This window comes from Chitinophaga jiangningensis, from assembly GCF_900142605.1.
Lineage (GTDB): Bacteria > Bacteroidota > Bacteroidia > Chitinophagales > Chitinophagaceae > Chitinophaga > Chitinophaga jiangningensis.
Genome location: NZ_FRBL01000001.1, coordinates 1021387 through 1046077 on the forward strand (window position 1 = coordinate 1021387; position 24691 = coordinate 1046077).

The 24691-nt window shown below is 48.6% G+C and carries 26 protein-coding genes; 12 read left to right on the forward strand and 14 right to left on the reverse strand.

Annotated features, from left to right (window positions below; genetic code table 11):
- Nucleotides 1-5: 5 nt before the first annotated feature.
- The 5 genes from galE (at nucleotide 6) to BUB18_RS04245 (ending at nucleotide 4118) form a co-directional block, all read left to right on the forward strand.
- Nucleotides 6-1034 carry a UDP-glucose 4-epimerase GalE gene (gene galE / locus BUB18_RS04225; RefSeq protein WP_073078270.1) on the forward strand — a complete coding sequence of 343 codons (1029 nt, stop codon included), beginning with the start codon at nucleotides 6-8 and terminating at the stop codon, nucleotides 1032-1034.
- Between the two features lie 50 nt (nucleotides 1035-1084).
- Nucleotides 1085-2047 carry a transketolase family protein gene (locus tag BUB18_RS04230; RefSeq protein WP_073078272.1) on the forward strand — a complete coding sequence of 321 codons (963 nt, stop codon included), beginning with the start codon at nucleotides 1085-1087 and terminating at the stop codon, nucleotides 2045-2047.
- Between the two features lie 189 nt (nucleotides 2048-2236).
- Entirely contained in the window at nucleotides 2237-2788 is a 552-nt protein-coding gene (locus BUB18_RS04235; RefSeq protein WP_073078274.1) for an RNA polymerase sigma factor, read from the forward strand.
- A gap of 103 nt (nucleotides 2789-2891) precedes the next feature.
- Nucleotides 2892-3620: a hypothetical protein gene (locus BUB18_RS04240; RefSeq protein ID WP_073078276.1), complete on the forward strand. Its 729-nt coding sequence runs from the start codon at nucleotides 2892-2894 to the stop codon at nucleotides 3618-3620.
- Between the two features lie 3 nt (nucleotides 3621-3623).
- On the forward strand, nucleotides 3624-4118 hold the full coding sequence (locus BUB18_RS04245) for a hypothetical protein (protein ID WP_073078277.1): 495 nt from the start codon (nucleotides 3624-3626) through the stop codon (nucleotides 4116-4118).
- Between the two features lie 63 nt (nucleotides 4119-4181).
- On the opposite strand, the gene BUB18_RS04250 is transcribed toward BUB18_RS04245, so the two are convergent.
- The 9 genes from BUB18_RS04250 to purD form a co-directional block, all read right to left on the reverse strand.
- Nucleotides 4182-4535: a nuclear transport factor 2 family protein gene (locus BUB18_RS04250; protein ID WP_073078279.1), complete on the reverse strand. Its 354-nt coding sequence runs from the start codon at nucleotides 4533-4535 to the stop codon at nucleotides 4182-4184.
- 68 nt (nucleotides 4536-4603) lie between these two features.
- Nucleotides 4604-5458 carry an AraC family transcriptional regulator gene (locus BUB18_RS04255; RefSeq protein ID WP_073078281.1) on the reverse strand — a complete coding sequence of 285 codons (855 nt, stop codon included), beginning with the start codon at nucleotides 5456-5458 and terminating at the stop codon, nucleotides 4604-4606.
- A gap of 11 nt (nucleotides 5459-5469) precedes the next feature.
- Nucleotides 5470-6219, reverse strand: coding sequence for an MBL fold metallo-hydrolase (locus BUB18_RS04260; RefSeq protein WP_073078283.1), 750 nt, complete (start codon nucleotides 6217-6219; stop codon nucleotides 5470-5472).
- Between the two features lie 118 nt (nucleotides 6220-6337).
- Nucleotides 6338-7624 carry a rod shape-determining protein RodA gene (gene rodA / locus BUB18_RS04265; RefSeq protein ID WP_073078285.1) on the reverse strand — a complete coding sequence of 429 codons (1287 nt, stop codon included), beginning with the start codon at nucleotides 7622-7624 and terminating at the stop codon, nucleotides 6338-6340.
- 36 nt (nucleotides 7625-7660) lie between these two features.
- On the reverse strand, nucleotides 7661-9595 hold the full coding sequence (mrdA, locus tag BUB18_RS04270) for a penicillin-binding protein 2 (protein ID WP_073078287.1): 1935 nt from the start codon (nucleotides 9593-9595) through the stop codon (nucleotides 7661-7663).
- A 68-nt stretch (nucleotides 9596-9663) separates the two neighbouring features.
- A complete protein-coding gene (locus BUB18_RS04275; RefSeq protein ID WP_073078289.1) occupies nucleotides 9664-10173 on the reverse strand; it encodes a hypothetical protein in 510 nt (169 codons plus the stop codon).
- Complete coding sequence (gene mreC, locus BUB18_RS04280; RefSeq protein ID WP_073078291.1) at nucleotides 10170-11057, reverse strand: rod shape-determining protein MreC; 888 nt, start codon at nucleotides 11055-11057, stop codon at nucleotides 10170-10172. The genes BUB18_RS04275 and mreC overlap by 4 nt, the downstream gene beginning before the upstream one ends.
- 73 nt (nucleotides 11058-11130) lie before the next feature.
- A complete protein-coding gene (locus BUB18_RS04285) occupies nucleotides 11131-12153 on the reverse strand; it encodes a rod shape-determining protein (protein WP_073078293.1) in 1023 nt (340 codons plus the stop codon).
- 348 nt (nucleotides 12154-12501) lie between these two features.
- Nucleotides 12502-13779: a phosphoribosylamine--glycine ligase gene (gene purD, locus BUB18_RS04290; protein ID WP_073078296.1), complete on the reverse strand. Its 1278-nt coding sequence runs from the start codon at nucleotides 13777-13779 to the stop codon at nucleotides 12502-12504.
- Between the two features lie 27 nt (nucleotides 13780-13806).
- Here purD and BUB18_RS30170 point away from each other — a divergent pair, with 27 nt between their 5' ends.
- The 4 genes from BUB18_RS30170 to BUB18_RS04305 all read left to right on the forward strand — a co-directional run bounded on the left by BUB18_RS30170 (nucleotide 13807) and on the right by BUB18_RS04305 (nucleotide 18397).
- Complete coding sequence (locus BUB18_RS30170) at nucleotides 13807-13974, forward strand: hypothetical protein (protein WP_178372081.1); 168 nt, start codon at nucleotides 13807-13809, stop codon at nucleotides 13972-13974.
- Nucleotides 13946-15652 carry a peptide MFS transporter gene (locus tag BUB18_RS04295; RefSeq protein ID WP_143159827.1) on the forward strand — a complete coding sequence of 569 codons (1707 nt, stop codon included), beginning with the start codon at nucleotides 13946-13948 and terminating at the stop codon, nucleotides 15650-15652. The genes BUB18_RS30170 and BUB18_RS04295 overlap by 29 nt, the downstream gene beginning before the upstream one ends.
- A gap of 129 nt (nucleotides 15653-15781) precedes the next feature.
- Entirely contained in the window at nucleotides 15782-17821 is a 2040-nt protein-coding gene (locus tag BUB18_RS04300; protein WP_073078300.1) for an OPT family oligopeptide transporter, read from the forward strand.
- Nucleotides 17822-17875: 54 nt separating this feature from the next.
- Entirely contained in the window at nucleotides 17876-18397 is a 522-nt protein-coding gene (locus BUB18_RS04305) for a hypothetical protein (RefSeq protein WP_073078301.1), read from the forward strand.
- 58 nt (nucleotides 18398-18455) lie between these two features.
- On the opposite strand, the gene BUB18_RS04310 is transcribed toward BUB18_RS04305, so the two are convergent.
- From BUB18_RS04310 to BUB18_RS04320, 3 genes are read right to left on the reverse strand one after another with little or no spacing between them, the layout of a single operon-like run.
- Nucleotides 18456-19658, reverse strand: coding sequence for a DUF1501 domain-containing protein (locus tag BUB18_RS04310; protein WP_073078303.1), 1203 nt, complete (start codon nucleotides 19656-19658; stop codon nucleotides 18456-18458).
- A 26-nt stretch (nucleotides 19659-19684) separates the two neighbouring features.
- On the reverse strand, nucleotides 19685-21133 hold the full coding sequence (locus BUB18_RS04315; protein WP_073078305.1) for a DUF1800 domain-containing protein: 1449 nt from the start codon (nucleotides 21131-21133) through the stop codon (nucleotides 19685-19687).
- Nucleotides 21134-21177: 44 nt separating this feature from the next.
- Nucleotides 21178-22386, reverse strand: a complete 1209-nt coding sequence (locus tag BUB18_RS04320; RefSeq protein ID WP_218587982.1) for a molybdopterin molybdotransferase MoeA — start codon at nucleotides 22384-22386, stop codon at nucleotides 21178-21180.
- Between the two features lie 44 nt (nucleotides 22387-22430).
- Between BUB18_RS04320 and moaC the strand changes: the two genes are divergently transcribed.
- A complete protein-coding gene (gene moaC, locus BUB18_RS04325; protein ID WP_073078307.1) occupies nucleotides 22431-22916 on the forward strand; it encodes a cyclic pyranopterin monophosphate synthase MoaC in 486 nt (161 codons plus the stop codon).
- Nucleotides 22906-23508, forward strand: coding sequence for an NTP transferase domain-containing protein (locus BUB18_RS04330; RefSeq protein WP_073078309.1), 603 nt, complete (start codon nucleotides 22906-22908; stop codon nucleotides 23506-23508). The genes moaC and BUB18_RS04330 overlap by 11 nt, the downstream gene beginning before the upstream one ends.
- Before the next feature lie 79 nt (nucleotides 23509-23587).
- Here BUB18_RS04330 and BUB18_RS04335 read toward each other — a convergent pair whose 3' ends face one another.
- Together BUB18_RS04335 and moaD are read right to left on the reverse strand one after the other, a co-directional pair.
- Nucleotides 23588-23989, reverse strand: a complete 402-nt coding sequence (locus tag BUB18_RS04335; protein ID WP_073078311.1) for a molybdenum cofactor biosynthesis protein MoaE — start codon at nucleotides 23987-23989, stop codon at nucleotides 23588-23590.
- Between the two features lie 15 nt (nucleotides 23990-24004).
- A complete protein-coding gene (moaD, locus tag BUB18_RS04340; protein ID WP_073078312.1) occupies nucleotides 24005-24238 on the reverse strand; it encodes a molybdopterin converting factor subunit 1 in 234 nt (77 codons plus the stop codon).
- Between the two features lie 78 nt (nucleotides 24239-24316).
- On the opposite strand from moaD, the gene BUB18_RS04345 reads away from it, so the two are divergent.
- Nucleotides 24317-24688: a DUF7009 family protein gene (locus tag BUB18_RS04345; RefSeq protein ID WP_073078313.1), complete on the forward strand. Its 372-nt coding sequence runs from the start codon at nucleotides 24317-24319 to the stop codon at nucleotides 24686-24688.
- Nucleotides 24689-24691: the final 3 nt, after the last annotated feature.

Sequence of the window (24691 nt, forward strand, 5' to 3'; positions counted from 1 at the left end):
TTATCATGAAGGTTCTTGTTACCGGTGGTTGTGGCTATATTGGCGCCCATACTATTGTAGATCTGATTAATAATGGATTCGATGTAGTGTCTGTTGACAGCAACATCAGAAGTACCACACAATTGTTGGACGGCATCGAAAAAATTACCGGAAAGAAAGTCCGTAATTATAAAGTGGATTTGTGCAACCTGGAAGACACCCACGCCGTTTTTCATGAAAACAGGGATATCGTAGGGGTGATCCACTTTGCAGCGCTGAAAACCGTTCCTGAATCGGTAGCTGATCCTTTACTGTACTTCCACAATAACCTGACCTCCCTCGTCAATGTGCTGAAATGCGTGAAGGAATTCAACATTCCTAACCTCGTATTCTCCTCTTCCTGCTCCGTTTATGGCAATACCAAAGCTCTGCCGGTAGTGGAGGAAACACCTATTGGTGAAGCGCAATCGCCCTATGCACGTACCAAACAAATGGGCGAGCAGATAATTGAGGATTACAGCCATGTAAACGATACCCAGTCAATCATCCTCCGCTACTTCAACCCGGTTGGTGCACACCCATCCGGCCTGATCGGCGAGCTGCCACTGGGCAAACCAGATAACCTGGTGCCGGTAATCACTCAAACGGCTATAGGAAAAATTCCTAAAATGACCGTTTTCGGTTCCGATTACGATACCCGCGATGGTTCCTGCGTACGTGATTATATCCATGTTACCGACATCGCAGCCGCTCATACCAAAGCACTCCAATACCTGCTGGATCATAAAAATGAAAGCAACTGCGAAATCTTTAACCTGGGTACCGGCAATGGTGTAACCGTACTGGAAGCAATCCTGGCCTTCGAAAAGATTTCCGGTGTGAAACTGAATTATGTAATGGGCCCACGCCGCCCGGGTGATGTGATTGCCATTTATGCCAATAACAGTAAGGCTAAGGAAAAACTTGGCTGGTTACCACAAATTGGCATAGAGGACTGCATGCGCACCGCCTGGCAGTGGGAAGTAAGCCTTCGTAATAAAGTTTTAAGTAATTAGAACTCATCATTCTAATTGTTTACTTTTACGCATCATTTTAAAAATCCGTTATGGTAAAAGATATTCAACCGCTGAATGAAAAAGAAACCCGCGCCGGATTTGGTGAGGGTATCCTTGAAGTGGGTCGCAAAAACCCTAATGTCGTGGCACTGACAGCCGACCTGCTCGGTTCCATGAAACTCAACGCATTTATTAAAGAATTTCCAGACCGTTTTGTACAGGTAGGTATTGCCGAGGCTAATATGATCGGCATCGCTGCAGGTATGACCATCGGCGGAAAGATTCCATACACCACTACATTTGCCAACTTCTCCACCGGTAGAGTTTACGACCAGATTCGTCAGTCCGTAGCCTACTCCAATAAAAACGTGAAAATCTGCGCATCCCACGCAGGTCTGACCCTCGGAGAAGATGGTGCTACCCACCAGATCCTGGAAGATATCGGGATGATGAAAATGCTGCCCGGCATGACGGTAATCGTACCTTGCGATTTCAATCAAACCAAAGCCGCTACCATCGCCATCGCCGACCACGAAGGTCCGGTATACCTCCGCTTCGGCCGTCCAAAATGGCCTAACTTCACCCCGGAAAATCAAACCTTCGAAATCGGTAAGGCGCAAGTCCTCCATGAAGGTACTGATATCACCCTCTTCGCTTGCGGCCACCTGGTGTGGATTGCAGTAGAAGCCGGTAAAATCCTGGAAGAAAAAGGCTATAGCGTAGAAATCATCAATATCCACACTATTAAGCCGCTGGATGAAGAAGCTGTGATCAAATCCCTCAGCAAAACCGGCTGCGCCGTTACTGCTGAAGAACACAATGTACTCGGCGGCCTGGGCGATTCCATCGCGCAAGTAGCCTCCCGGCACATTCCAGTGCCTATCGAATACGTAGGTACCAACGATACCTTCGGTGAAAGCGGTAAACCAGTTGAACTGCTCACCAAATACGGTCTTGATTCGGCCCACATCGTGGCTGCTGCTGAAAAAGCAATAGCACGTAAAAAGAAATAAATATTAAAAGCCACCGTTATCCGGTGGCTTTTCTTTTATGATCAATTCCCCTGCACCGAAGGTGCAGGGGAATTGAGTTTTTGAACAGTGCCGAAGGCACTGTTCAAAAACTTACCAACCTTACATTAAACCTACACCGACTTTTTTTATCTAATTTGAGTACTAAACCTGTCATGAACCATTTAACCTATGGCTGTTTCACAGGACGATAAATCACTACTGGCCATATACCGCAACGCGGAAACCAGGGAGCAAGGCTTTACGCTAATCATCAAAAAATACCAGGAACGGCTGTATTGGCACGTGAGACGCCTCGTTATTGACCATGACGATGCTAACGACGTACTACAGAATGTATTTATTAAAGTCTGGAAAAATCTCGAAGGGTTCAGGGAAGACGCACAGCTCTACACCTGGCTCTATAAAATAGCCACCAACGAATCTCTCACATTCCTGGAGCAACAGAAACGTAAACAGTCTGTTTCCCTCACAGATGTAGAATCCGGGCTCAGCAATAAATTAAAGGCAGACACGCAGTTTGACCCGAATAAGTTAGAATGGAAACTGCAGCGAGCCATCTTGCAATTACCTGAAAAACAAAGGATTGTATTTAACCTTCGGTACTACGACGAAATGCCCTACGAACAGATGAGCAAAGTACTGGATACCTCCGAAGGAGCGCTCAAAGCTTCTTACCACCACGCTGTAAAAAAAATCGAGGAATATATAAAAAACACCTGAAAAAGTTTAGCCACACCACCTTTTTAAGGGTTTTTTAAAGTTTTTTGGAAGAAGATTAAAATCTAATTAAACCATTTATTTGACTAACTGTCTAAAAACAGTAATGAAAAAAGGGAACGACATATTAAACGAATTACTGCAGATAGCTCCCGGGGCCAACTGGCCGGCAGATCAAACGTTTTCGGTACCCACCGGCTACTTTGATCAGCTCCCGGAAATTATTGCGGACAAAATTCGCTTACAGGATGCGGTAAACGCCTCCCTGTCGCAACGTACCCCCTTTTCTCCACCTCCCGAAAACTACTTCGAACAGCTGCCTGCTGCTATACTCAGCCAGGTGGCGCACAGCCAGGATCTTTCCGTAGTTGAAGAATTAGAAGCAGTGTCGCCCTTTCTGGCCGCCCTGCCCAAAACTACCCCCTTCTCACTACCGGAAAACTATTTTAACCATATTCAAACGGCTATTACCGAACCTACCCCGGTTATACCCATTAGTAAAACCCGGAAAGCTACATGGACCCGGTGGGCCGCTGCTGCCAGCATCATCGCCATCCTTGGTACAAGTGCACTCTTCTTTATCGGAAAAGAACACTACCACCACGATTACAGCGACATCGAAAACCAGCTGACTGCCATCAGTGACGAAGACATCATCGCCTATCTGCAAAACCATGCAGATGCATTTGATAACGAAACTATCTTTGCGCAAGCGGCAAAATCAGCAGCCATACCGCAACTGGAAAAACAGATCCATGAAACAGTACCCGGCGAACTCCTTCAGCATTATATGCTGGAAGCCTCGCTAGCTAATGATGAATTACCTAATGAGTAATAAATGAGAAATTTTTACAGCATATTGATTTTTATTGCCGTTTTGCTCACCTGCATCCCCCGCGCCTTTGCCCAGCAAGACGATGCAGCCAAGCAGCAGCTTAAATCAATAGAAATAGCCTACATCGCACGTACACTGGACCTTACCCCCGATGAAGCCCAGAAATTCTGGCCGGTATATAACAACTACCGCGGAGAAATCGATCAACTCATCGCGGATAAACAACGTAACAAGAAATTAAACGATAAAGCCGCCCGCGGCCTCGATGCTGATGCCATCGCCAGAAGCAATATGGATAAAGACCTCGGCTATGACAAGCGAATGCTGGACATTAAAACCCGCTATACAGCCGAGTTCCAACGCGTACTGCCCGCCAGGAAAGCCAGCGCCGTTTTTAGCAGCGAACAGGAATTCAGACGCATGATGATCCGACATCTCAATAGCAATAAAAGAGCCCAGCGAATAAATCAGCAACAGTTCCAGAAACCAAAACATTAAACTTTTTTTCAACAAAAAGCCCCCGCCTTTGGCGAGGGCTTTTTGTTGTAAGTCCATGTTGGACTATTGCTGTTTATAATGGGCCCGCACCTCTTTCACCAACCCTTCCTCATTCAGCACCATCATCTCCGCACTCAAACTATTATTGATACTCTTGTAATATAACACCACCGAACCTACGCCTTCAAGTATATGATATAACTCAAAATGTAAATCCGGATAAGCCGCCAGTCCCCGCAGAAAGTAAGCACGCAACGCCTCCTTCCCGGATAACCGGCCACTTGGTTCATTGTTTAACCGCTGCACTACAGGGGAGTAAAACTCAATATCCTCCGCATAGTGCGACATAATCTCTTCTATATCATGTGAATTCCAGGCAGCCACCCAGGCTTGTCCAAATGCTTGTTTGTCCGTCATCTTTTTTTGATTACAAAGTACCATTCACGACTGAAGTGCCATTGGCTAAAAAGCTCATTTTCTCCTTATCAAGCCCCAAGGCCTTGATCACATCCCTTATTCATTCGCCACGCCACCGGCGTAACGCCGTATTGTTTCCTGAACAACCGGTAAAAATGCGATACATCCGAAAACCCAGTGCTATACGCGATATCCCGCACCGGCTCCTGCCCCGAACGCAGCAACAAACCCGCACGCTGCAATCGCATCTTCCAGATCCACTCCATGGGCCCACAACCATATAATGCCCTGAACCGGCGCTTGAGTGTAGCCACACTCATGCAGCCTGCCCGGGCCAGGTCTTCCATCTCCCTGATATCAGATATGCCTGTGCTCAACTGTTCCATCAACGGGTCCATACGGGATTGCGAAAGCCGCTGTAGCATTGCCGCCAAAGCACTGTGCGACCGCAATTCACGCCATATGCGCGACTGCCACTCCCGCGGATGAAGGTTCACCCCGGATTTGTTGAGCAATGCAGATAAAACGCCCTTTAGCAGTGCCTGGCAATTACCGCCAGGCAGCAATTGCATCTCTCCCGAAACAAAAGAAGAATAACGTACCGGAGTAGTGGTAATGACCTCATCAGGGATTATAACATTTAAACTGCTGAAACCCTCGCCAGCATGCAAAATTTCAGAACTTACCAGTGAGCCTGCAGGGATCACCAGGATATCCCCCTGCCGTAAGTGAATCACCCTGTTGCCGCAATACATCCGTTTTTCCCCGGCAGTCACCAGATTCACCACCGTATCCGGCACCAGCAATTCATGCACCACGGCACTGGTATACATGCTGAAGGCCGCCCAGTCGCGGCCTTCAAATTGTTCAGTATTGATATACGACTGCCCACTTAAACTAAAACTCGTATAGCGGCTGTACATATCATATTATTTTATTCAAACCTCGCGGTTGGTTGTTTAACGTCATGGTAGAACATAAATGTCCAGCCTTCTTTTTTACCACGCTCCAGGAACTCCTGACGCAATTCCATACTGCGTTTACCATCATAATCATACTTGGCAGCGAAGCGGTTTTTCATCTGGGAAATCTGAGGGGCTACATCTCCACCAAAAAATACTTTATCCTCCCCGTCATCAACCAGAAAAACCTGGTGATAAGGACAGTGCCCGCCGGTAACTTCGTAATGGATATACCCATCGATGGTGCCATTGCCGGTGGTAAACACAATATTATCACGCTGCTGCAAAATCACAATATCTTCTGAATGATAGGATTTGCCCGCATGCTCAAGGGCATACAGCATCTCCTCGTTATTCACATAATAGGTAGCACTGGGAAAAGAAAGCGTACGCTCTCCGGTAATTGGGTCTACCGACGAAATGCCGCCGGAGTGATCCTTATGCAAATGGCTCATCATTACCTTGGTGATCTCCATTGGATTAATCCCTTCGTTGATCAGGTTCTGGTGGATCTGCATCACGCCATCGTTGTTGCGAAAGCCCAAGCCAGCATCAAACAGGATATAATCCCTGTCAGTAATTACCAGAAATGGCTGAATCTCTACCAGGAGCGAGCCATGTGGCCTGTCCTGCATCTTGTCTGTCTCCAGGTTAAATGGAGTGAATTGCTTGGTTCCGTCTACGGTAAATGACCCTTCGGATAATGGTATAATACGTGCCATTGAACAAAGATACTAAGTAGTTTGATCCGATTTATATCACCACCTGCGGTGGTGGTATAAATCGGAAGAGGGGAAGGCACCAACGGTGCTTTCCCCTCTTCCGATAAAAAATAAAATCTTATCTCAGAACCATCTGCCTGTCTGCATCCAGTCGAAGCATAATAAATATTAACATGGTAAACGCCAGCAAGGAGCTACCTCCATAACTCACCAGTGGGAGCGGGATACCGATCACCGGCGCCAGACCTATCGTCATCGAGATGTTGATGGCCAGGTGGAAGAAAATAATACTGGCTACCCCATAGGCATAGACTCGCGTGAATGTCGATCGCTGTCGCTCCGCCACGTGGATAATCCGGAAGAGCAGGGCCACATAGATGGCGATAAACAGTACACTACCAACAAAACCAAAGTCTTCCCCGATGGTACAGAAGATGAAGTCAGTACTTTGTTCCGGTACGAAGTCGAAACGGGTTTGGGTTCCTTTCAGGTAACCTTTCCCCCAGAAGCCCCCCGAGCCAATAGCAATCATACTCTGGCGGGTATTATAGGTTGCTTTCGGATCGTTTTCTTTACCCAGCATTACCTCAATACGGCGCACCTGGTAGTCCTTCAGGACTTTTGTAAAAGCAAACGGCACTATAAACATTACGAAGAGCGAGCAGAAACCGTAGATACCAAGGATGACCAGGAGCCGGCTCCGCTTTCGTTTTATCTCACGCCGGCTAAAGTATATGACCAGCGCGGTGATGACCGAGAAGATAATAAACAGTATCATTTTATCCACCAGCAGGGCAGATAATACCAACACGATGCCCGAGAAGGCTATTACTAACAGTACTCCCGGCAGGCCTTCGCGGTACATTACCAGGAAGAAGGAGAAGTATACCAGTGCCAGCCCTGTTTCTGACTGCAGGATGATGATACCTGCGGGCACCAGTGCAATAGCAGCTGCAATAAGCCTGGAGCGGAGTTTATTAAAGTCTGTTTCCTGTGAGCTGAGATATTTGGCAAGGGCCAGGTTGGTACATAGCTTGGTCAGCTCGGCCGGTTGGAACTGGAAACCTCCGAGTACCAGCCAGGAATGCGAGCCTTTTACATCTTTACCTATCCCCAATACTAATAGCAGCAACAATATCCCAAATGCATAAACCAGGTTGGCTGTGGCAGTAAAGAACTTACTGTCGGTCAGCCATATGACCGATGCTACAACAATAGAAATACCGAACCACATCAGCTGCCTGGAATAGTTTTTATTCAGGTGGATGATGTTTTGCCAGATATTGTCATCTCCTCTGTACTCCGCAGCAAAAATGGACATCAATCCGATGATCACCAATGCCAGGTACAGGCCAACTATTGGCCAGTCGATCCCTTGCGTCAATTTGGTTTGCGGGCGGTTCATTATCTGTTTATCTGTTTGTGCGTTTATGGGTTATTGTTATGGTCTTTTTTTGATAACGGTACTGTTAAGTGAGTCGAGTTTGGATTTAGCTCTCATAGCTTCCGGAATGGTCACTGTTTCCAGTACGGTTTTCAGGATTGCCTGCCTTCTGGGATTGGAAGAGATGGAATCTTTCAGGTATTTCTCAATCATCAGAGAGGCAATAGGCGCGGCATACTTAGCACCAAATCCGGAACGTTCAACGATCACGCAGATGGCGATCTTAGGATTTTCCGCCGGGGCAAATGCCACGAACTGCGCATGGTTAGGCATTTTGGTACGCTTACCATCTACGATGGCGTAGTTTTCCGCGGTACCTGTTTTACCTCCCATGGTTATTCCTTCAATTTGTGCCCCACGACCAGTACCACTTTCGATTACGTCAGTCATACCGTGGATTACGGCACTGTAGGCGGTATCAGAAATGTGAGCTACCACATGGCGCTCTTTGTATTTATCCAGCAGGTGGGTGTTGTCGTTATCAATACTTTTCACGAAGTGCGGGATAAAGAAAGAACCTCTGTTGGACACGATACACATGGCGTTGGCCATCTGCAGCGGGGTGGTTTCCACCTCACCCTGGCCGATACCGAGGAATACGTTGGTACAGGAGTTCCAGGAGCCTTTATATTTAGCGTCGTAGTATTTTTTATCAGGGATACGGCCCGGTCTCTCACTGGGGATATCCACACCAATCTTATGTCCGAAGCCGAAGTTGTTCATATAATCGGCCCATTTCTGCATACCACCTACGCGAATACCACCCCATTTTGCGGCGTCTACACTGAGCCGGTAGGTATGGGAGAAGTACGAGTTACAGGAGTGGGACAAGGCCAGGCGTAGATTAGCAGCGTGCCCAGCGTCATGGTGTTCGCATTTGATAGGCCGGCCGCAGCCATAGTAGGCACCACCGCAAGGGTAGCCGGTGCTCGGCGTGATCACGCCTTCATCCAGTCCCACCAGTGCAATCATTGGTTTAAAGGTGGATCCTGGCGGGTATTGCGCCTGGATGGCACGGTTAAACAGCGGCAGGGTGGTATCCTGGTACAGCCGGTTGAAGTTAGCGCTTCTGTAGGAGCCGGTGAGCAGGTTTGGATCGAAGCTCGGGCCGCTGACCATGGCGAGGATACCGCCATCGGAAGGGTCAATGGCTACTATGCTACCGATTTTCCCGTGCATGAGTTTTTCACCGAGTGCCTGTAGTTCTATATCCAGGGAGAGACGTAAGTTTTTCCCCGCAACGGCTGCACTGTCAAACTCTCCGTTTTCGTATGGGCCTTGTGGCCTGTTAAGGTTGTCTTTAACGAGATACTGGATTCCACGCTGTCCCATCAGCACGCTTTCATATGTTTTTTCCAGCCCGGTGAAACCGAGATAGTCGCCGGAGTTATACGAAGCGTAGTTGGAGTCTTTCAGCATGGTAGGCGAAATCTCAGCGATATATCCGAGGATATTAGCGCCGGCGCCGTATGGATAGGAGCGTATTTGTCGGGGTATGAGTTCAAAACCTGGCTGGAAGAGGTACATGCTTTCCTGAAGTTGCCCATATACTTCGGCTGGCAGGAGAGACATGAACACGGTTTGTCGTACAGGACCATTTTTCTTGATACAGTCGGCGATTTTCTTTTTGAATTCTTCCTTATCGATTTTGAGGATGGTGCACATGTAGGCGGTATCGATATTCTTTACGCTTCTGGGAGTTACTACCAGGTCGTATAGTACATCGTTACTGAGGATGGCTCTCCCTTTACGGTCGTAGATGATACCGCGGCTCGGGTAAACCACTTTTCTGAGTACGGCGTTGGCATCCGCGAGTTTCGCGTATTTCTTTTCCACCACCTGCAGAAAGAACAATCGGACAATGATAATAGACATCATGCCGAGTATGATCAATTGAATTACTCTTCTCCTGGGCTGATTAAAAACAGACATGCAATTGTTGTAGCTTTTGCAAATTTAAACCTTCAATTGATCCTACGATCAGCCATATATGATTTCCGTTATTTTCTCGAAAAGAATAACATTTCGTAAAGAATAATGAGGAAAAGGCTGGCTGCGGAGGATAAAATAATTTTCAGCAACAGGTATAACGGGTTGGCAAAGCCGAATACTTCTAATGTGAAGTAAACAGCGTGATGCAGAAATACCAGGATGGCTGCATAGATCAGGAATTGGGACACGCCCATGCTGGTCATGGACGGGGTTTTCTGGGTAGTTTCGAAACCTCCCTGCGGCGAGAGTACGTTGATGATAAACGGGCGCAGGTAGGCAATAAACACGCATGCTGCGGCGTGCATACCCATGGTATTCATAAACATATCGAGGGAGAGGCCCATCAGCAAACCCAGCAGCAGTAAGGCGGGGCGTGGGAGATTGAAGGGCAGTGCCAGGATAAACAGCATGTATATATACGGACTAACCAGCTGATGCAGCAGGATTTCGTTCAGGACGAATACCTGGATCAGCAACAGCAGCACAAATCGGATAATATTTCTTAACAGTATACTCATTTAATCAGCTTGTAAGTCGAGTCTTCCAAACTTTGTTGTTCGTCTTTCAGCAGGTTCTCGATCACGTAAACGTATTGCAGGTTATAGAAGTTGGTAGCCAGCTTCAGCTTAACCGGGCGAGAGGTGCTGGATTTATCGCCGCGCAGGTATCCTACGATATATCCGATGGGGATATTTTCGGGGAAGAGGGCGGAGAAGCCACTGGTAACCACGGTATCGCCTTTATGCATGACGGCACTTTTAGGGATATCGCGGAGGGTAGCATATTCAGGATCATCGCCATCCCAGTGTACGGAGCCCATTTCCTTACCATGTTGCAATCTGGCGCTGATGGATACGGAATTGGATTTAGACAGGAGGGAGAGGATGACTGCATAGTTATCGCTAACGCTGCGCACCACACCAACTACGCCACTGGAGCTGATCACGCCCATATTGGGGCGGATGCCCTGTTTGCTGCCGCGGTGGATGGTGATATAGTTCATTGGCTTATTCAGTGAGTTGTTCACTACTTTGGCCGCTGAGTAGTTGTATTTGCGTATTTCCGTGCTGATCACCTTACGGGTACTATCATCGCTGTATTTGCGGATGGTATCGATTTTAACCCCGTTGGTGGTGGTAATACTATCGAAGCTGCTTGCGATGGCATTGTGCAGGCGGGTATTTTCGGCTACGAGGCTATCGTTGGTGGCTTTGAGGTGGAAGTAGTACTGAACGTTGTTGTATTTGTCGTACAGCTTTCCGCTAATGCTATTGGCGGAGTTAATGTAGGCGGTACGCTGAAAGCTGTTGTTTTGAAAGACCAATACAATACAAATCACTTCCAGCAGCAGAAATAAGAAGAAGTTGAAATATCGCCTTAAGAAAATGATTAGGTTTCGCACAAGCGCGCTAGAATTTTGAGATGTATTGATTTAGGGTAACAGGAGTGCTGTTACCCTAAATCTCAAAATAGGTTTATTGCATCAGGAACGGATATTTACCCACATGCTTCAGTGCGATGCCGGTACCTCTCACTACTGCACGCAGTGGATCGTCGGCAACATGCACAGGCAATTTGATTTTTTGGGCGAGGCGTTTATCCAGGCCACGGAGCAGCGCACCGCCACCGGTCAGGTAAAGTCCTCTGCGGTAAATATCTGATGCCAGCTCAGGAGGCGTTGTTTCCAGCGCTTTCAGGATGGCTTCCTCAATTTTAAAGATAGATTTGTCCAGTGCTTCGGCGATTTCCTGGTAAGATACCATGATCTGTTTAGGAATACCTGTCACCAGGTCACGACCATTAACCGGGATGTCATCAGGTGGGTTATCCAGCTCTTTCAGGGCTGACCCGATGTGAATTTTGATCTGCTCAGCGGTTCTTTCACCGATCAGCAGGGAGTGATAGCGGCGGAGTGCTTCCATGATATCAGCGGTGAACTCGTCACCGGCGATACGAATACTTTGGTCACAAACAATACCGGCTAATGCGATAACGGAGATACCGGTGGTACCACCTCCGATATCGATAATCATGTTACCCACAGGCTCTTCTACGTCGATGCCAATACCCAGGGCCGCTGCCATTGGTTCATGAATGAGGTAAACTTCTTTGGCTCCCGCCTGTTCGGCAGAGTCACGTACGGCTCTCTTTTCCACCTCAGTAATACTGGAAGGAATGCAGATCACCATTCGCCAGCTTGGAGCAAACAAAGGTTTCTTAGGGTAAATCATTTTTATCAGTTCCCTGATCATGCCCTCTGCGGCGTTGAAGTCCGCAATAACACCATCTTTCAGGGGACGTATAGTACGAAGATATTCGTGAGTTTTTTCGTGCATCATCATGGCCTTCTTACCAACCGCCACAATTTTGCCGCTAGCCCGTTCTATCGCTACAATGGAAGGCTCGTCCACAACCACTTGGTCATTATGTATTATCAGCGTGTTAGCTGTACCTAGATCAATCGCGATTTCCTGCGTTAAAAAATTAAAAAATCCCATTGTTGATACGGTCAAAAATTAGAATGCAAAAATGAATAATTCCAACGAATATACGATGCAAAAAATGGATATTCCTGCAATAATACGGCTAAATATTAAAAAATCTTATTTGTTGTATAAACGGTATAGTAACTGCTCTCTTTAAGTACCGATCAATCAGACGGATTTTTAATCCCGTTTTAATAACTCCGCTCTAAAATAACGCCTTACCGCTCCGCTTTCTCTTGATAAATATAACAGCCCTCCCTTTGCTGCCCCCGATTATTTTACCGGAGCGAGGCACCACCCGCGGTGGTGCCTCGCTCCGGGCTTAAGGGTGGCCGAAGGCCACCCTTAAGCCCGGACTATTTAAATAAATTCATAACCGATATCTCTTCGAAAGGTCTTACCATCAAACTCAATCTGATTCGCTGTTTGAACGGAACGACCCAGGGCCAGTGAAAGACTGCTGGCCAGTGAGGTAATACTCAGCACACGACCGCCGTTGGTCAGTACTTTATCGCCTTCCTGTTTAGTGCCTGCATGAAATACGATCTGATCTTTGGTTGGCGCCGGAATACCTGAAATTTGCTTGTTTTTCTCATAAGCTTCAGGATACCCTTTGGACACCAGCATAACGGTGGCGGCTGCACGCTGATCGGTGTATATCTGCTGTGATGCCAGTTTGCCCTCGTTTACAGCAACAAACAGCTCTAACAGATCATTTTGTAACCTGGGCATTACCACCTCCGTTTCCGGATCACCCATACGACAGTTATATTCTATCACGAAAGGCTCTCCTGCTACATTAATCAGGCCAAAAAACACAAAACCTTTATAAATTATTTTTTCTTTTGACAACCCTTCAATCGTAGGGCGGATCACCTTGTCCTCCACCAGTTTCATAAACGCTGCATCCGCAAACGGCACAGGAGACACCGCCCCCATACCACCGGTATTCAGGCCCTTATCGCCTTCACCAATGCGTTTGTAGTCTTTGGCCTCAGGTAGGATCTTATACGTATGCCCATCGGTAATAGCAAATACGGACAGCTCTATACCCGTCAGAAACTGCTCAATTACCACCGTTTTGCTCGCATCACCAAACTTGGCAGCCTTGATCATCTGGGTAAACTCTTCCACCGCTTCATCGTGATCGGAAGTGATCACCACCCCTTTACCGGCAGCCAAACCATCGGCTTTCAGCACGATTGGTAAGGAATGCTGTTTAATATAGGCTACCCCTTCCTCGTAAGTCTCCTCATTGAACTCCCTGTAGGCGGCAGTAGGAATATGCTGGCGCTCCATGAACAGCTTGGCAAATGCCTTGCTACCCTCCAGCTGAGCCCCTGTTTTCGAAGGCCCCATCACCGGAATGTGCTGCAGGGCCTCATCCTGGCCGAAATAATCGTAAATACCGTTTACCAGCGCTTCTTCAGAACCTGGCACCACCAGGGTAATTTCCTGCTCCAGGCAGAAACTTTTTATCTTGTCAAACTCGCTCACACCCATGTTCACGTTGGTACCGCACTCGGCCGTACCCGCATTTCCCGGTGCTATAAACAGTTTTCCACAAAGCGGACTTTGCGACATTTTCAGGGCCAGTGCATGTTCCCGACCACCACTTCCTAATAAAAGTATGTTCATAATGAATTAAAACAGATGCGAAAGAAAATGCAAAGTAAGATCAAAAAAACCTCAAAATTTGCCTTTTATAGCATTTTTTTACCCGAATTCCCGATTTTCTTTAACTTGCTCGTGTTAAAGCTTAACAGAACCTTAAAACAATCGACAACAAAACTAACCATTTATGATGCAAACTGCTGTTGCACAAGGACCTGAGACTGCCTCGCAAAAAGGGCATCCCAAGGGCCTCTCAGTGCTTTTTGCCACGGAAATGTGGGAAAGGTTTAACTTTTATGGTATGAGGGCATTATTGACCCTCTTCCTGGTAAACGCACTGCAATTCTCAGAAGCTGAATCATCTTATGCCTATGGCGGGTTCCTCGGACTCTGCTACCTTACACCTATGCTGGGAGGGTACATCTCCGACCGTTACCTCGGCAACAGAAACTGTATTTTATTAGGTGGCTTCGTAATGGGTATAGGCCAGCTCCTGATGGTGCTTAGCGCCACCGTATATGCGGGAAGCGTGGAAACAGCGCGCCTCGTCATGTGGCTCGCCCTCTTCGTGATCATTTTCGGTAACGGCTTCTTCAAACCTAACATCTCCTCCATGGTAGGTAGCCTGTATCCTAAAAATGATAACCGCCTCGATGCCGCATTCACCATCTTTTACATGGGTATCAACATGGGCGCCTTCCTCGGTATGCTCATCTGCCCTATCCTCGGCGACGTGAAACTCACCGACGGTACCAGGGTAGTAAGTGCCTTCAAATGGGGCTTCCTCGCTGCAGGTCTGGCCATGTTCATCGGTACCATCCTGTTCTACTTCCTGAAAAACAAGTATGTAGTAACGCCGGATGGTAAACCTATTGGTGCCAAACCAACCTTCAACCCGGCTGCCAACACCACCGGCGAAGCAGACAAAGCTAAATTCACCAGTGGCGCCATCCTCGGTTGCGCAGCCCTGCTGGTAGCATTGTTCCTCACCTTCCATTTTGTGGCCAATGATCCTAATCCGATCAAATCCTGGATCTATCCGTTCATTTACGCTACCGGTATCTCACTGGCAGTATTGATTCTCACCGATAAATCCATTTCTACAGTAGAAAGACAAAGGATTCTCGTACTCTATTTCGTAGCATTCTTCGTAATCTTCTTCTGGGCATGTTTCGAACAGGCCGGTTCTTCCCTGACTTTCATCGCGGATAAACAAACCGACCGTCACCTGTTTGGCTGGGATATGCCTCCCAGCTTCATTCAGAATGCTAACTCCATCTTCATCATCATCTTCGCGCTGCCTTTCTCTGCACTGTGGCTGAAGCTCGGCAAACGTAACCTGGAGCCAATCTCCCCTGTGAAACAGGCGATCGGTCTGGCGTTATTGTCCCTCGGCTTCCTCATCATCGCCATGCAGGTAAAAAGCCTCGAAGGCGGTGCTAAACTGGGTGTTAGCTGGCTGATTATCATGTACCTGTTCCATACCCTGGGTGAGCTTTGCCTGTCTCCGATTGGCCTCTCCCTGGTGGCAAAACTGGCTCCTGCACGTTTCAGCTCCCTGCTGATGGGTGTGTGGTTCCTCGCGAACGCCGCCGGTTACGCACTGGCTGGTACCCTCGGCGCACTGCTGCCTCCAAACCCAGACAACTACGCTGATGCTGCCAAAGCTGGTGTAGACCTGCAAGGTGTTTTGAACGGCACGGTGTCTGCCACTCCTGAAATTCTCAGCAAACTGAAAGAACTGAAACTCTCCGCTACTTATCCTTCATTTGCCGGTTTCACCATCCACAACCTGTTCGAATTCTTCATGGTATTCGTTATCCTGCCTGGTACAGCAGCTGTGCTGTTGTTCCTCATCTCTCCATTCCTGAAAAAATGGATGCACGGTGTTAAATAACGCTACCGCTAAATAGCTGAAAAAGCCTCGCTGAGCGAGGCTTTTTTGTTTTCCATGAGGGGACCTTCGGTCCCCTCCGATTCCGTGCAAGGAAATATTATATTTGCCCATACTCATACACAAACAAATATGTCCGATAACCAATTCAAACCTTTTGTTCCCGCTACCACCCGGATGAAGGAATTCACCTTCAAATCCATCCTCCTGGGATGTATCTTCGGTATCATCTTCGGCGCTGCCACCGTATACCTGGCGCTCAAAGCAGGACTTACCGTATCTGCCTCCATCCCAATTGCCGTGATTGCGATTACCCTTGGCCGTAAGTTCTTCAAAACCACCATTCTCGAAAACAATATCATTCAAACTACCGGCTCCGCAGGCGAATCCATCGCTGCCGGCGTGGTGTTTACCCTTCCCGCCTTCCTGTTCCTCAGCGACGGCGCCGGTGCCCAGTTCTTCAACTATATCACCATCCTTACCCTTGCCATCATCGGTGGGGTGCTGGGTACACTCATGATGATACCCCTGCGCCGTTCCCTCATCGTAAAGGAACATGGCACCCTCCCTTATCCGGAAGGTACTGCCTGCGCCGATGTGTTGATTGCTGGTGAAAAAGGAGGCGACTTCGCCAAAACAGCCTTCTGGGGCCTCGGCTTCGCCGCCATATACGCTTTCTTGCAAAAGGTCCTGCACATCATCGCAGAAACACCGGGATACATGACCAAACAGGCCAATAAATTCTTACCCTCAGCCAATCTTAGCGCAGATATTACCCCGGAGTATATGGGTGTGGGTTATATCATAGGACCTCGCATTTCCGGAGTATTGGTTGCGGGTGGTGTACTCTCCTGGCTGGCACTCATCCCACTGCTGGCTTCCCTGCTGCCTGGAGATACCATTGCCACACAACTCATTAAACTCGGCTACCTGGCTAACCTGAACACGCCCGGCGGACAAGGGAACTGGGACCCGGCCACACATACTTTTACAGATTATGCTTCCGCTATTTATTACGCCTATATACGGCAGATTGCTGCCGGCGCCGTTGCCGCCGGAGGTTTCATCACCCTGGTAAGAACCATCCCTACCATCGTATCCACCTTCAGAGGCAGCCTCGGCGCGGTGAAGGACTCCACTGAAAAACAATCCGGAACAGTACCCAGAACTGAAAAAGATCTGAGCCTCAAAGTGGTGATATTCGGCAGCCTGGCACTGGTAGTGCTCATGGCCATCCTGCCACAGCTCCCTGGCGGCTCCATCGGACAAAAACTGCTGGTGGGTGCACTCGTGGTATTTTTCGGTGCTTTCTTTGTTACCGTTTCCAGCCGTATCGTAGGCCTCATCGGCTCTTCTAACAACCCGATCTCCGGTATGACCATCGCCACCCTGATGGGCACCTGCCTGGTGTTTATCGCAGTTGGCTGGACGGGTAAACTATATGAACCCATGGCGCTCGTAGTCGGTAGCATGATCTGCATTGCCGCCGCTAATGCCGGCGGTACCAGTCAGGACCTGAAATCAGGGTATATCGTGGGCGCCACGCCCATGAACCAACAGATTGCCCTGTTCATCGGTGCCATTGTTTCCTCCATTGTAATCGGACTTACCGTGAAATTCCTGGATCGCCCTACGGCCGATATGATCGCCCATGGCGTGAAAGATCATGCTATCGGGAGTTTATACTACCCGGCGCCGCAAGGCACCCTGCTGGCCACACTGGATATCGGTATTCTCTCCGGTAATCTCGACTGGCAGTTTGTACTGGTAGGTGCTTTGCTCGCCATTACAATCGAGCTGTGTGGTGTAAACGCATTGTCATTTGCAGTAGGAGCTTACCTGCCACTCTCCACCACAACACCTATTCTTGTAGGTGGGGCTATCAGAGGCCTGGTAGACTACCGTAAGAAAAAAGCTAACATCCAAACCACTGCGGAAGAGGAAGAACTGGGAAGAGGTAACCTGTTTGCCACCGGATTGGTAGCAGGAGGGGCTGTGGCTGGCGTCATCATCGCTATCATGGCCGGTTTCGACTCCACCGCAGCAGGCCTCGCCAAATTAAATCTGCAGGAATCTTTCCTTGGCGCATTAGGTCAGGGCGGATATTACATACTTGGAACAGGCTTCTTTGCGTTTATGGGTTGGTATCTCTATAGAGTTGCCAGAAAATAATTCGCTGCCTAAAAAAATAATATCTTAATTTTATCTGATATATTACTATCTCCTATGCGTTTATATTTATCTGCTATACTTAGTGCTGTACTGTTTTTCAGCGTGTCATGCGAAAAAACAGAAACGAAAACAGATGCGGACGACAGGAAGTTTATTTCCATGAAACTGGATAATAAAATCTACCTCTCAGAAAATCCAAAGGCGACGGCGTACCTGCCTAAACTGGACGATTCCAACCCGGATAACGATTATCCGGTCATGGAAATCACAGGTACTACCTACACCGGCGATTATATTACGTTTAAACTGGCCGTTCCTGAACTGCCGTTCCATACAGGTGCTTACTATTCCTCTGAAACAGGCAACAGTATGAATATCTACCTGCCCAGTTCCAATGGGGAAACCCTGAACACCGGTACCAGCGCAGGCTTTGTGATCAACATCACGAGGATCAACAGCCAGTTTGTAGAAGGTACCTTCAGCGGTAGCCTGCAGGATGTAAGCGGTAGCAGCAGCAGCCGTGTGGTGAAAGACGGTACTTTCCGTGCGGTACTGAAATACCAGGAAGCGCAATAATTAACTTTCTAAATGCTGCCATAAAAAAAATAACTCCGGGATAGCCGGAGTTATTTTTTTATACGAAGTTCAGGTGATCATATTTTGCCTTTAGGATATCTGCATCATCCGCTCCCAGCCAGTTACCTAACAGCGTCGCATACACGCTCTTGAAGTCTACCTTGTACTGCAAATCCCCGTCCTTCAGGTGCATCAGGTCAGGCCCTTCATTCAGTACACCTTTCTCCTTCAGGCCACCCCCAATCAGGAACATGTTATTGGCAGTGCCGTGATCCGTACCACCACTGGCGTTCTGGCTCACCCTACGCCCAAACTCAGAGAATGTCATTACCACCACATCCTGGAAACGGTTGTTCTTTTTCAGGTCACCGGTGAATACGGTAAGTGCATCACTCAGCTGCTGAAAAAGCCTGTCCTGCTGCGCCTGCTGGTTTACATGGGTATCAAAACTGCCGTGCGACACATAATAGACTTTGGTATTGATGTCCGACATGATCAGGTTAGCGATGGTCCGCATGTTCTTACCTAATTCGGTGTTAGGGTACGCCTCTTTCGACTGATAAGTTTTGATCTGCTGCTGGATATACGCGGCAGAAGAAATCGTTTCTCCCATGGTTTTATAGAGGTAATCCACATTCTGATGCTCATCGTCGTGCGCTTGTTGTTTGAGCAGGTCTTTGAAGAAGGGATTGTTGCTGGTGCCGTACAACCGCGTAGGATCGGTAAGTGCCAGGCCTTTGGAACTTTCGCCTTTCAGGGCCAGACTCAGCGTATCATCTATCTCCAACGCCTGTGTGGGCTTATCGCAGCCTTTACATTGCGCGTCCAGGTAGCGCCCTATCCAGCCGTTGGTCCAGTAGTCGGACGACTGGCTCGCTGTATGCCAGATGTCCATGGAGCGGAAGTGCGAGCGGTCAGGGTTGGGATAGCCCACGTTGTTGAGCACGCCCAAGGCCCCTTCATCATAAAGCGCTTTCAGGCCCACCAGGCCGGGATGTATCCCCAGTTCATCCGTCAGGGATAATGCTTTGTCTCGTTTAATACCGAGGTTAGGTCGCTGCTTATAATAAATATCGTTGCGGTAAGGAATAATGGTATTGAGGCCATCATTACCACCGGAGAGTTGTACTATTACCAGTACTTTATTACCGGGGGGCACCAGTTCACCGCGTTCGAGCGCTTTCAGGAACTTAGGCATCATCACCGCTGCGGAAGCAAGGGAGCCAACCTGTAGGAAACGTCTGCGATTGATTATATTCATAATTATTTTTTTAGGGAGATGAAAGTCTAACAGAGCTGATATTCCGGCGTACTCATCACATCAATAGTCACGGTTTTAATATAGGCGTCGCGGTTAGATGCGTCGGCGTATTTTTCCAGCAGCTGCTTACTGGTATTACCGGATTTGAGCAGCAGGGAAGCCGCGATGGTGGTAGCCAACTCTTCTCTCGGTACTTTTTCATAGCCTTTCAGGAAGGGGGCCCAGTCTATCGTTGCGTTTACTTTTCTGGCGTATTGCCTTTTCAGGAAATCGTTGATTTGCAGCGTCATTTTATAATTGCTGCCATCACCCATTTCAGGCATAATTTCTTTTGCCTGAATGTTCATGGCCTGAGAGTAAAATACAATCTGTGGTACGCGGAGGCGGAACATGAGGCTGGAGCTGTCGATCCAGCTGCGCCCACCGGGCCATCCGGCAACATTGGGCGGGTAAAACAGGACCTGCCCGAGGATGCGCTGAAATACCAACATGGTTCCTTCGTCTTCGAAGTGCATAGGCACTGCGCGGCGCATGCCTACCAGCAGTTCCACCGGTGACTTGATCCGGTTGCCTACATATTTGGGATCGTAGAACCAGTCGGCCATAAAGATTTCCCGCATCAGCGCTTTCAGGTCGTATCCGGAGTGGTAGAATTTATCTGCGAGGTAGTTGATTTTTTCTTCGTCAGGGTTATCATCTACAAAAAACCTGAATATTTTGGTGGTGATGAATTTTGAGCACTGGCGCTGGTCCAGCAGGATGCGGAGCACATCATCACCGTTATATAAGCCGGTTTTACCCAGGATGGTTTTGGCACCATCGTCGTGTAGGCGTTCCCGGAATTTAAAAGTGCCGGCTTCATCAAATCCCCAGCCGGTAAAGGCCCTGGCAGCCTCTTTGATGTCGGATTCCGTATAATTGCCGCGTCCGAGCGTAAACAGTTCCATTACCTCGCGGGCGAAGTTTTCGTTGGGGTGTTGTTTCCTGTTTTGCTGATTATTAAGGAATTGCAGCATGGCAGGCGATTTTGATACGGCAGCCAGCAGGTCCCCGAAGTTGCCCAGGCAGTTTTCGCGTATCACGCTGAGCAGCTGCTGGTTGTATAGTACATTCTGCGTGCGGCAGGCAAAGTGGCCATGCCAGAAAAGGCTCATCTTTTCACGCAGCGGGTGTTCCGTATCCACCATGGCTTTCATCCAGGAGATGTTAAGGTCTTTGATGCCTTGTGTATTGAGTTTCTGGACAATTTTTTTCTCTTCGGCGCTCATGCCTTTGAGTTTTTGGTAGTCGGGCAGATCGGCCTCACTCATCACGTTCACATCGGAGGGGGTGTAGTTCTTTTTTCCAATAAGTATCTGATTTACAATAACCTTCCGCCGCTTGTCCGACCATTCATTGATTTCGGGCAGCGTAGCGCCAAATCCGGCTCTCCAGGCCAGATGCAGCATTTGTTGTTGTGGGGATATAGCGGCCATAGGCAGTATACATTTTCCCTATGACCACAAAATAGAGTCCGGGTTTAACGGAATTTCCAGACGGGAAAAGTATCTCCTTTTTTAAACTGGGAAATATCGGAGGGCAGCTCCATGAATGCGTCCGCCAAAAGCAGGCTGGCAAGGTCTCCCGAGCCCTGGTAGGGTTGTGGTACTGCCATCAGTTTACCATGGGGCTGGGATACTAATTTAACAGGAAGGTAATATTCCAGCGCGGGCTCAAAACTCACTTTTGTGGATAAACTGGCATACATTGTTGCCGCCGGCCGGGCGCCCATGGCAGCCAACAGCCATGGCTGTACGTAGCGGTAAAAACACATAAAGCCTGAAACGGGATTTCCCGGCAAAGCAAATACCACAGGGCCATTATGGAAGGTACCAAAGAGGAAAGGCTTTCCGGGGCGCTGCTGTACTTTATGAAATACCTGCTGCATGCCCAGTTCCTGTAATACCTGGGGGAGATAATCAAATTTTCCTGCGGATACCGCGCCGGAGCTGATCCATACATCCGTATCGGCAATGAGTGGTTGTAACTGGTGCTTCATGCTTTCCGCATGATCTTCCAGGTGCAGTACCGCAGCCTGGATACCAAGCTGTTCCAGGGAGGCGCTCAGGCTATATACGTTAGACATGCGTAGCTGATGCGGCTGCGGCGTAGCATCTACCGGCACCAGTTCATTACCGGTGGCGATTACCACTACCCGCGGACGTTTGCTCACCAGTACCTGTGTTTTGCCTACGGTGGCCAGCACGCCTGCTTCCGCAGGGCCCAGCAGGGCGCCATCGTCCAGCAGGATGGCGTTTTCCTTTACATCGCTACCTGCTTTGTGGATATGTTGTCCTTTTTTAACTAAATGTTTGATGGTAAACCGGCGGAATCCTTCATGTTCGGTGGATTCCAGGTGTTCGTACTGCACTACCGTATCAGTGAGTTCCGGGAGTACGGCCCCTGTCATCACTTCCATGCAGTTGGCTGTATTGCCCAATTGTAACTGCGGGGTACCTGCGGCCTGTACATCTTCCATTACAAAAACCCGCTGACCACGTGCATAGCTGTCAAAACGGATGGCAATACCATCCATCATTACCCGGTCAAAAGGAGGGAAAGGCCGGTCGGCGCGCACAGGCTCACGCAGTATACGCCCATTCGCCTGATTAAACGGCACCAACTCCGTTCCGGCTGTTCGTACAGTTTCCAATACGGCAGCATAAGCTTCAGCAACAGTCAGCATCATTTATATTATTTTTGTAAGGAGCAGTGCAATAAATTTATGCTTTTATGGCCAATCCGTCAAACAAGGAATTTACACACCTGAATAAATCCGGGCAACCAGCGATGGTAGACGTGAGTAATAAAGATATTACTTTTCGTGTAGCCGTTGCCGAGAGCCGCATTTTTTTACCAGCCGAAGTGCGGGAGCAGTTCCAGGGGCAGGACATACAAACCCGCAAGGGTGGAGTGTTTCAGACGGCTATCATTGCCGGTATCATGGCGGCAAAAAAAACACCTGAACTCATACCACTCTGTCATACTTTGTTATTGGATGGGGTAGATGTTAGTATCGTGCTGGAAAATGAAGAGGCTGTGATCAGATGTACGGTGAAAACAACAGGGAAAACCGGCGTGGAAATGGAAGCCCTCACCGGCGCATCTGTGGCGGCACTCACGGTATACGACATGTGTAAAGCTTTTACACACGACATGGTGATCCGCGAAACAAAATTAATCAGTAAAACAGGAGGCAAGCAGGATTATGCAAGATAGTGCACCCTTAAAGGGATTACTGCTCTGCGGCGGTTACAGCTCCCGCATGCAGGAGGATAAAAGTAGCATCGCCTACCATGGCATGCCGCAATGGGAGTACCTGGTTTCGCTTTTATCTGAGGTAGTACCGGAAGTATACATCTCCTGCCGCCCTGACCAGCTGAGTGCCGGCGCGGGTTTCAGCAGTTATCCACATCTCATTGCGGATAGTGTGGAGGGTGGCGGACCCGCCGTAGGATTAATCAGCGCACATATGCAGGAACCCGGTACCGCCTGGCTGGTGCTGGCCTGCGACCTGCCATTGATCAGTCTTCAAAGTCTGCAGTTTTTAGTGAAGGAAAGAGATATAACCCGCACAGCTACCAGTTTTATCAGTCCTTTCAATCATCTTCCTGAGCCACTGATCGCCATCTGGGAGCCGGCAGGACTTGCCGCACTACAGCGCAGCGTATTATCAGGCGGCCCTAAATGCCCCCGTAAATCCATGCTGTCAGGTGGTGATGTGAAGGTATTGGAGAATCCCTGGCCGGAGGAGCAGTTTAATGCGAATACACCGGAGGAAAAAGCGGAGGCTTTAAAACTCAGAAGATAGTTCCCGAATCCCGGGTGCCGAAGGCACCCGGGATTCGGGAATGGGCCAGGGCCGAAGGCCCTGGCCCATTCCCGAATAACTATTTCACTTCCCCATCAGAAAAAAACTCCTTTTTCCAGATAGGTACTGTTGCTTTCAGCGTATCAATCGCATATTCACAGGCATCGAAGGCGATACCGCGGTGTACAGAAGAAACAGCCACTACTACAGCTACTTCCCCAGGCAGCTTATCGCCAACGGCATGCAGCATGGCGATCTTTTTAATGTCCCATTGTCTGGCTACATCATCCGCTATCTTTTGCATTTCCAGCAGTGCCATATCCTTGTAGGCTTCGTAATATAACTTATCAACGCTCCGCCCTTTGGTATCGTTTCTCACCTTACCGGTAAACACCACCTCGCCGCCACAGGCAGGCGAATGAATAAAATCCAGGGCTTCCTGAATGGTGATATCAGTTTCTATTTTCAGTAATACGTCCATGTGTAAAAAATCGGTTCAACCGCCGCTTACCGGCGGGATGATGGCAATTTCATCGGTAGTAGTCACCGCCTGCGTATCGGCGGCATATGCTTTGTTAACGGCGATCATGAGGGAGTTCAGCTGCTCAAAGGCAGGGTAGGCAGCTAACAACCACGCTTTCAGCGCGCCCACAGTGGCTATCCCCTCGGGGAGCTGCATACGGGCCACCCCTGCTATATCCTTTGCCACCCCAAACAGCATTACATTCATATCTTCCAAAATTATTGGCTAAAACTACAATATAGCAGCGATAAAGTAGTAATTTTAGTTCGAGGTAAATGTTTTTTTATGAAGATAAGGCTCCGTGGTAATAGTATCCGATACCGACTGGATAAAATTGATATGGAATTGCTGGAAACCGTTGGTAAGATTGATTCCATCACCCACATCGGCGCGGGTACCCTTCACTTTGTCATCAGAGGGAAAGATATTCCTGCGCCGGTAGCTAAGCTGGAACATGACGGGGTACACCTGCTGATTCCCATTACACAACTGCAACTGTGGATAAGCTCCGGCGAAGTAGGTTTTAGTCTCGACATACCAAACGAAGACGGCACCCACCTTGCCATCCTGGTAGAAAAAGACTTCAAATGCCTGACTGATCGCGATGAAGATGACAGCCAGTCGTTCGACAACCCCATGGCCAGTAAAAACTGCTGATAA

Excerpts from the sequence above, each read along its gene's own strand:
- BUB18_RS04345 (WP_073078313.1), top strand. The coding sequence starts at position 24,317 with ATGAAGATAAGGCTCCGTGGTAATAGTATCCGATACCGACTGGATAAA.
- BUB18_RS04295 (WP_143159827.1), top strand. The coding sequence starts at position 13,946 with ATGCAAACTGCTGTTGCACAAGGACCTGAGACTGCCTCGCAAAAAGGG.
- BUB18_RS04300 (WP_073078300.1), top strand. The coding sequence starts at position 15,782 with ATGTCCGATAACCAATTCAAACCTTTTGTTCCCGCTACCACCCGGATG.
- galE (WP_073078270.1), top strand. The coding sequence starts at position 6 with ATGAAGGTTCTTGTTACCGGTGGTTGTGGCTATATTGGCGCCCATACT.
- moaC (WP_073078307.1), top strand. The coding sequence starts at position 22,431 with ATGGCCAATCCGTCAAACAAGGAATTTACACACCTGAATAAATCCGGG.
- BUB18_RS04240 (WP_073078276.1), top strand. The coding sequence starts at position 2,892 with ATGAAAAAAGGGAACGACATATTAAACGAATTACTGCAGATAGCTCCC.
- purD (WP_073078296.1), bottom strand. The coding sequence starts at position 13,779 with ATGAACATACTTTTATTAGGAAGTGGTGGTCGGGAACATGCACTGGCC.
- BUB18_RS04285 (WP_073078293.1), bottom strand. The coding sequence starts at position 12,153 with ATGGGATTTTTTAATTTTTTAACGCAGGAAATCGCGATTGATCTAGGT.
- BUB18_RS04255 (WP_073078281.1), bottom strand. The coding sequence starts at position 5,458 with ATGTACAGCCGCTATACGAGTTTTAGTTTAAGTGGGCAGTCGTATATC.
- BUB18_RS04250 (WP_073078279.1), bottom strand. The coding sequence starts at position 4,535 with ATGACGGACAAACAAGCATTTGGACAAGCCTGGGTGGCTGCCTGGAAT.
- rodA (WP_073078285.1), bottom strand. The coding sequence starts at position 7,624 with ATGAACCGCCCGCAAACCAAATTGACGCAAGGGATCGACTGGCCAATA.
- BUB18_RS04320 (WP_218587982.1), bottom strand. The coding sequence starts at position 22,386 with ATGATGCTGACTGTTGCTGAAGCTTATGCTGCCGTATTGGAAACTGTA.
- BUB18_RS04235 (WP_073078274.1), top strand. The coding sequence starts at position 2,237 with ATGGCTGTTTCACAGGACGATAAATCACTACTGGCCATATACCGCAAC.
- BUB18_RS04335 (WP_073078311.1), bottom strand. The coding sequence starts at position 23,989 with ATGGACGTATTACTGAAAATAGAAACTGATATCACCATTCAGGAAGCC.
- BUB18_RS04310 (WP_073078303.1), bottom strand. The coding sequence starts at position 19,658 with ATGAATATAATCAATCGCAGACGTTTCCTACAGGTTGGCTCCCTTGCT.
- BUB18_RS04230 (WP_073078272.1), top strand. The coding sequence starts at position 1,085 with ATGGTAAAAGATATTCAACCGCTGAATGAAAAAGAAACCCGCGCCGGA.
- BUB18_RS04275 (WP_073078289.1), bottom strand. The coding sequence starts at position 10,173 with ATGAGTATACTGTTAAGAAATATTATCCGATTTGTGCTGCTGTTGCTG.
- BUB18_RS04245 (WP_073078277.1), top strand. The coding sequence starts at position 3,624 with ATGAGAAATTTTTACAGCATATTGATTTTTATTGCCGTTTTGCTCACC.
- BUB18_RS04260 (WP_073078283.1), bottom strand. The coding sequence starts at position 6,219 with ATGGCACGTATTATACCATTATCCGAAGGGTCATTTACCGTAGACGGA.
- moaD (WP_073078312.1), bottom strand. The coding sequence starts at position 24,238 with ATGAATGTAATGCTGTTTGGGGTGGCAAAGGATATAGCAGGGGTGGCC.
- mrdA (WP_073078287.1), bottom strand. The coding sequence starts at position 9,595 with ATGTCTGTTTTTAATCAGCCCAGGAGAAGAGTAATTCAATTGATCATA.
- BUB18_RS04315 (WP_073078305.1), bottom strand. The coding sequence starts at position 21,133 with ATGGCCGCTATATCCCCACAACAACAAATGCTGCATCTGGCCTGGAGA.
- BUB18_RS04330 (WP_073078309.1), top strand. The coding sequence starts at position 22,906 with ATGCAAGATAGTGCACCCTTAAAGGGATTACTGCTCTGCGGCGGTTAC.
- BUB18_RS04305 (WP_073078301.1), top strand. The coding sequence starts at position 17,876 with ATGCGTTTATATTTATCTGCTATACTTAGTGCTGTACTGTTTTTCAGC.
- BUB18_RS30170 (WP_178372081.1), top strand. The coding sequence starts at position 13,807 with ATGCAAAGTAAGATCAAAAAAACCTCAAAATTTGCCTTTTATAGCATT.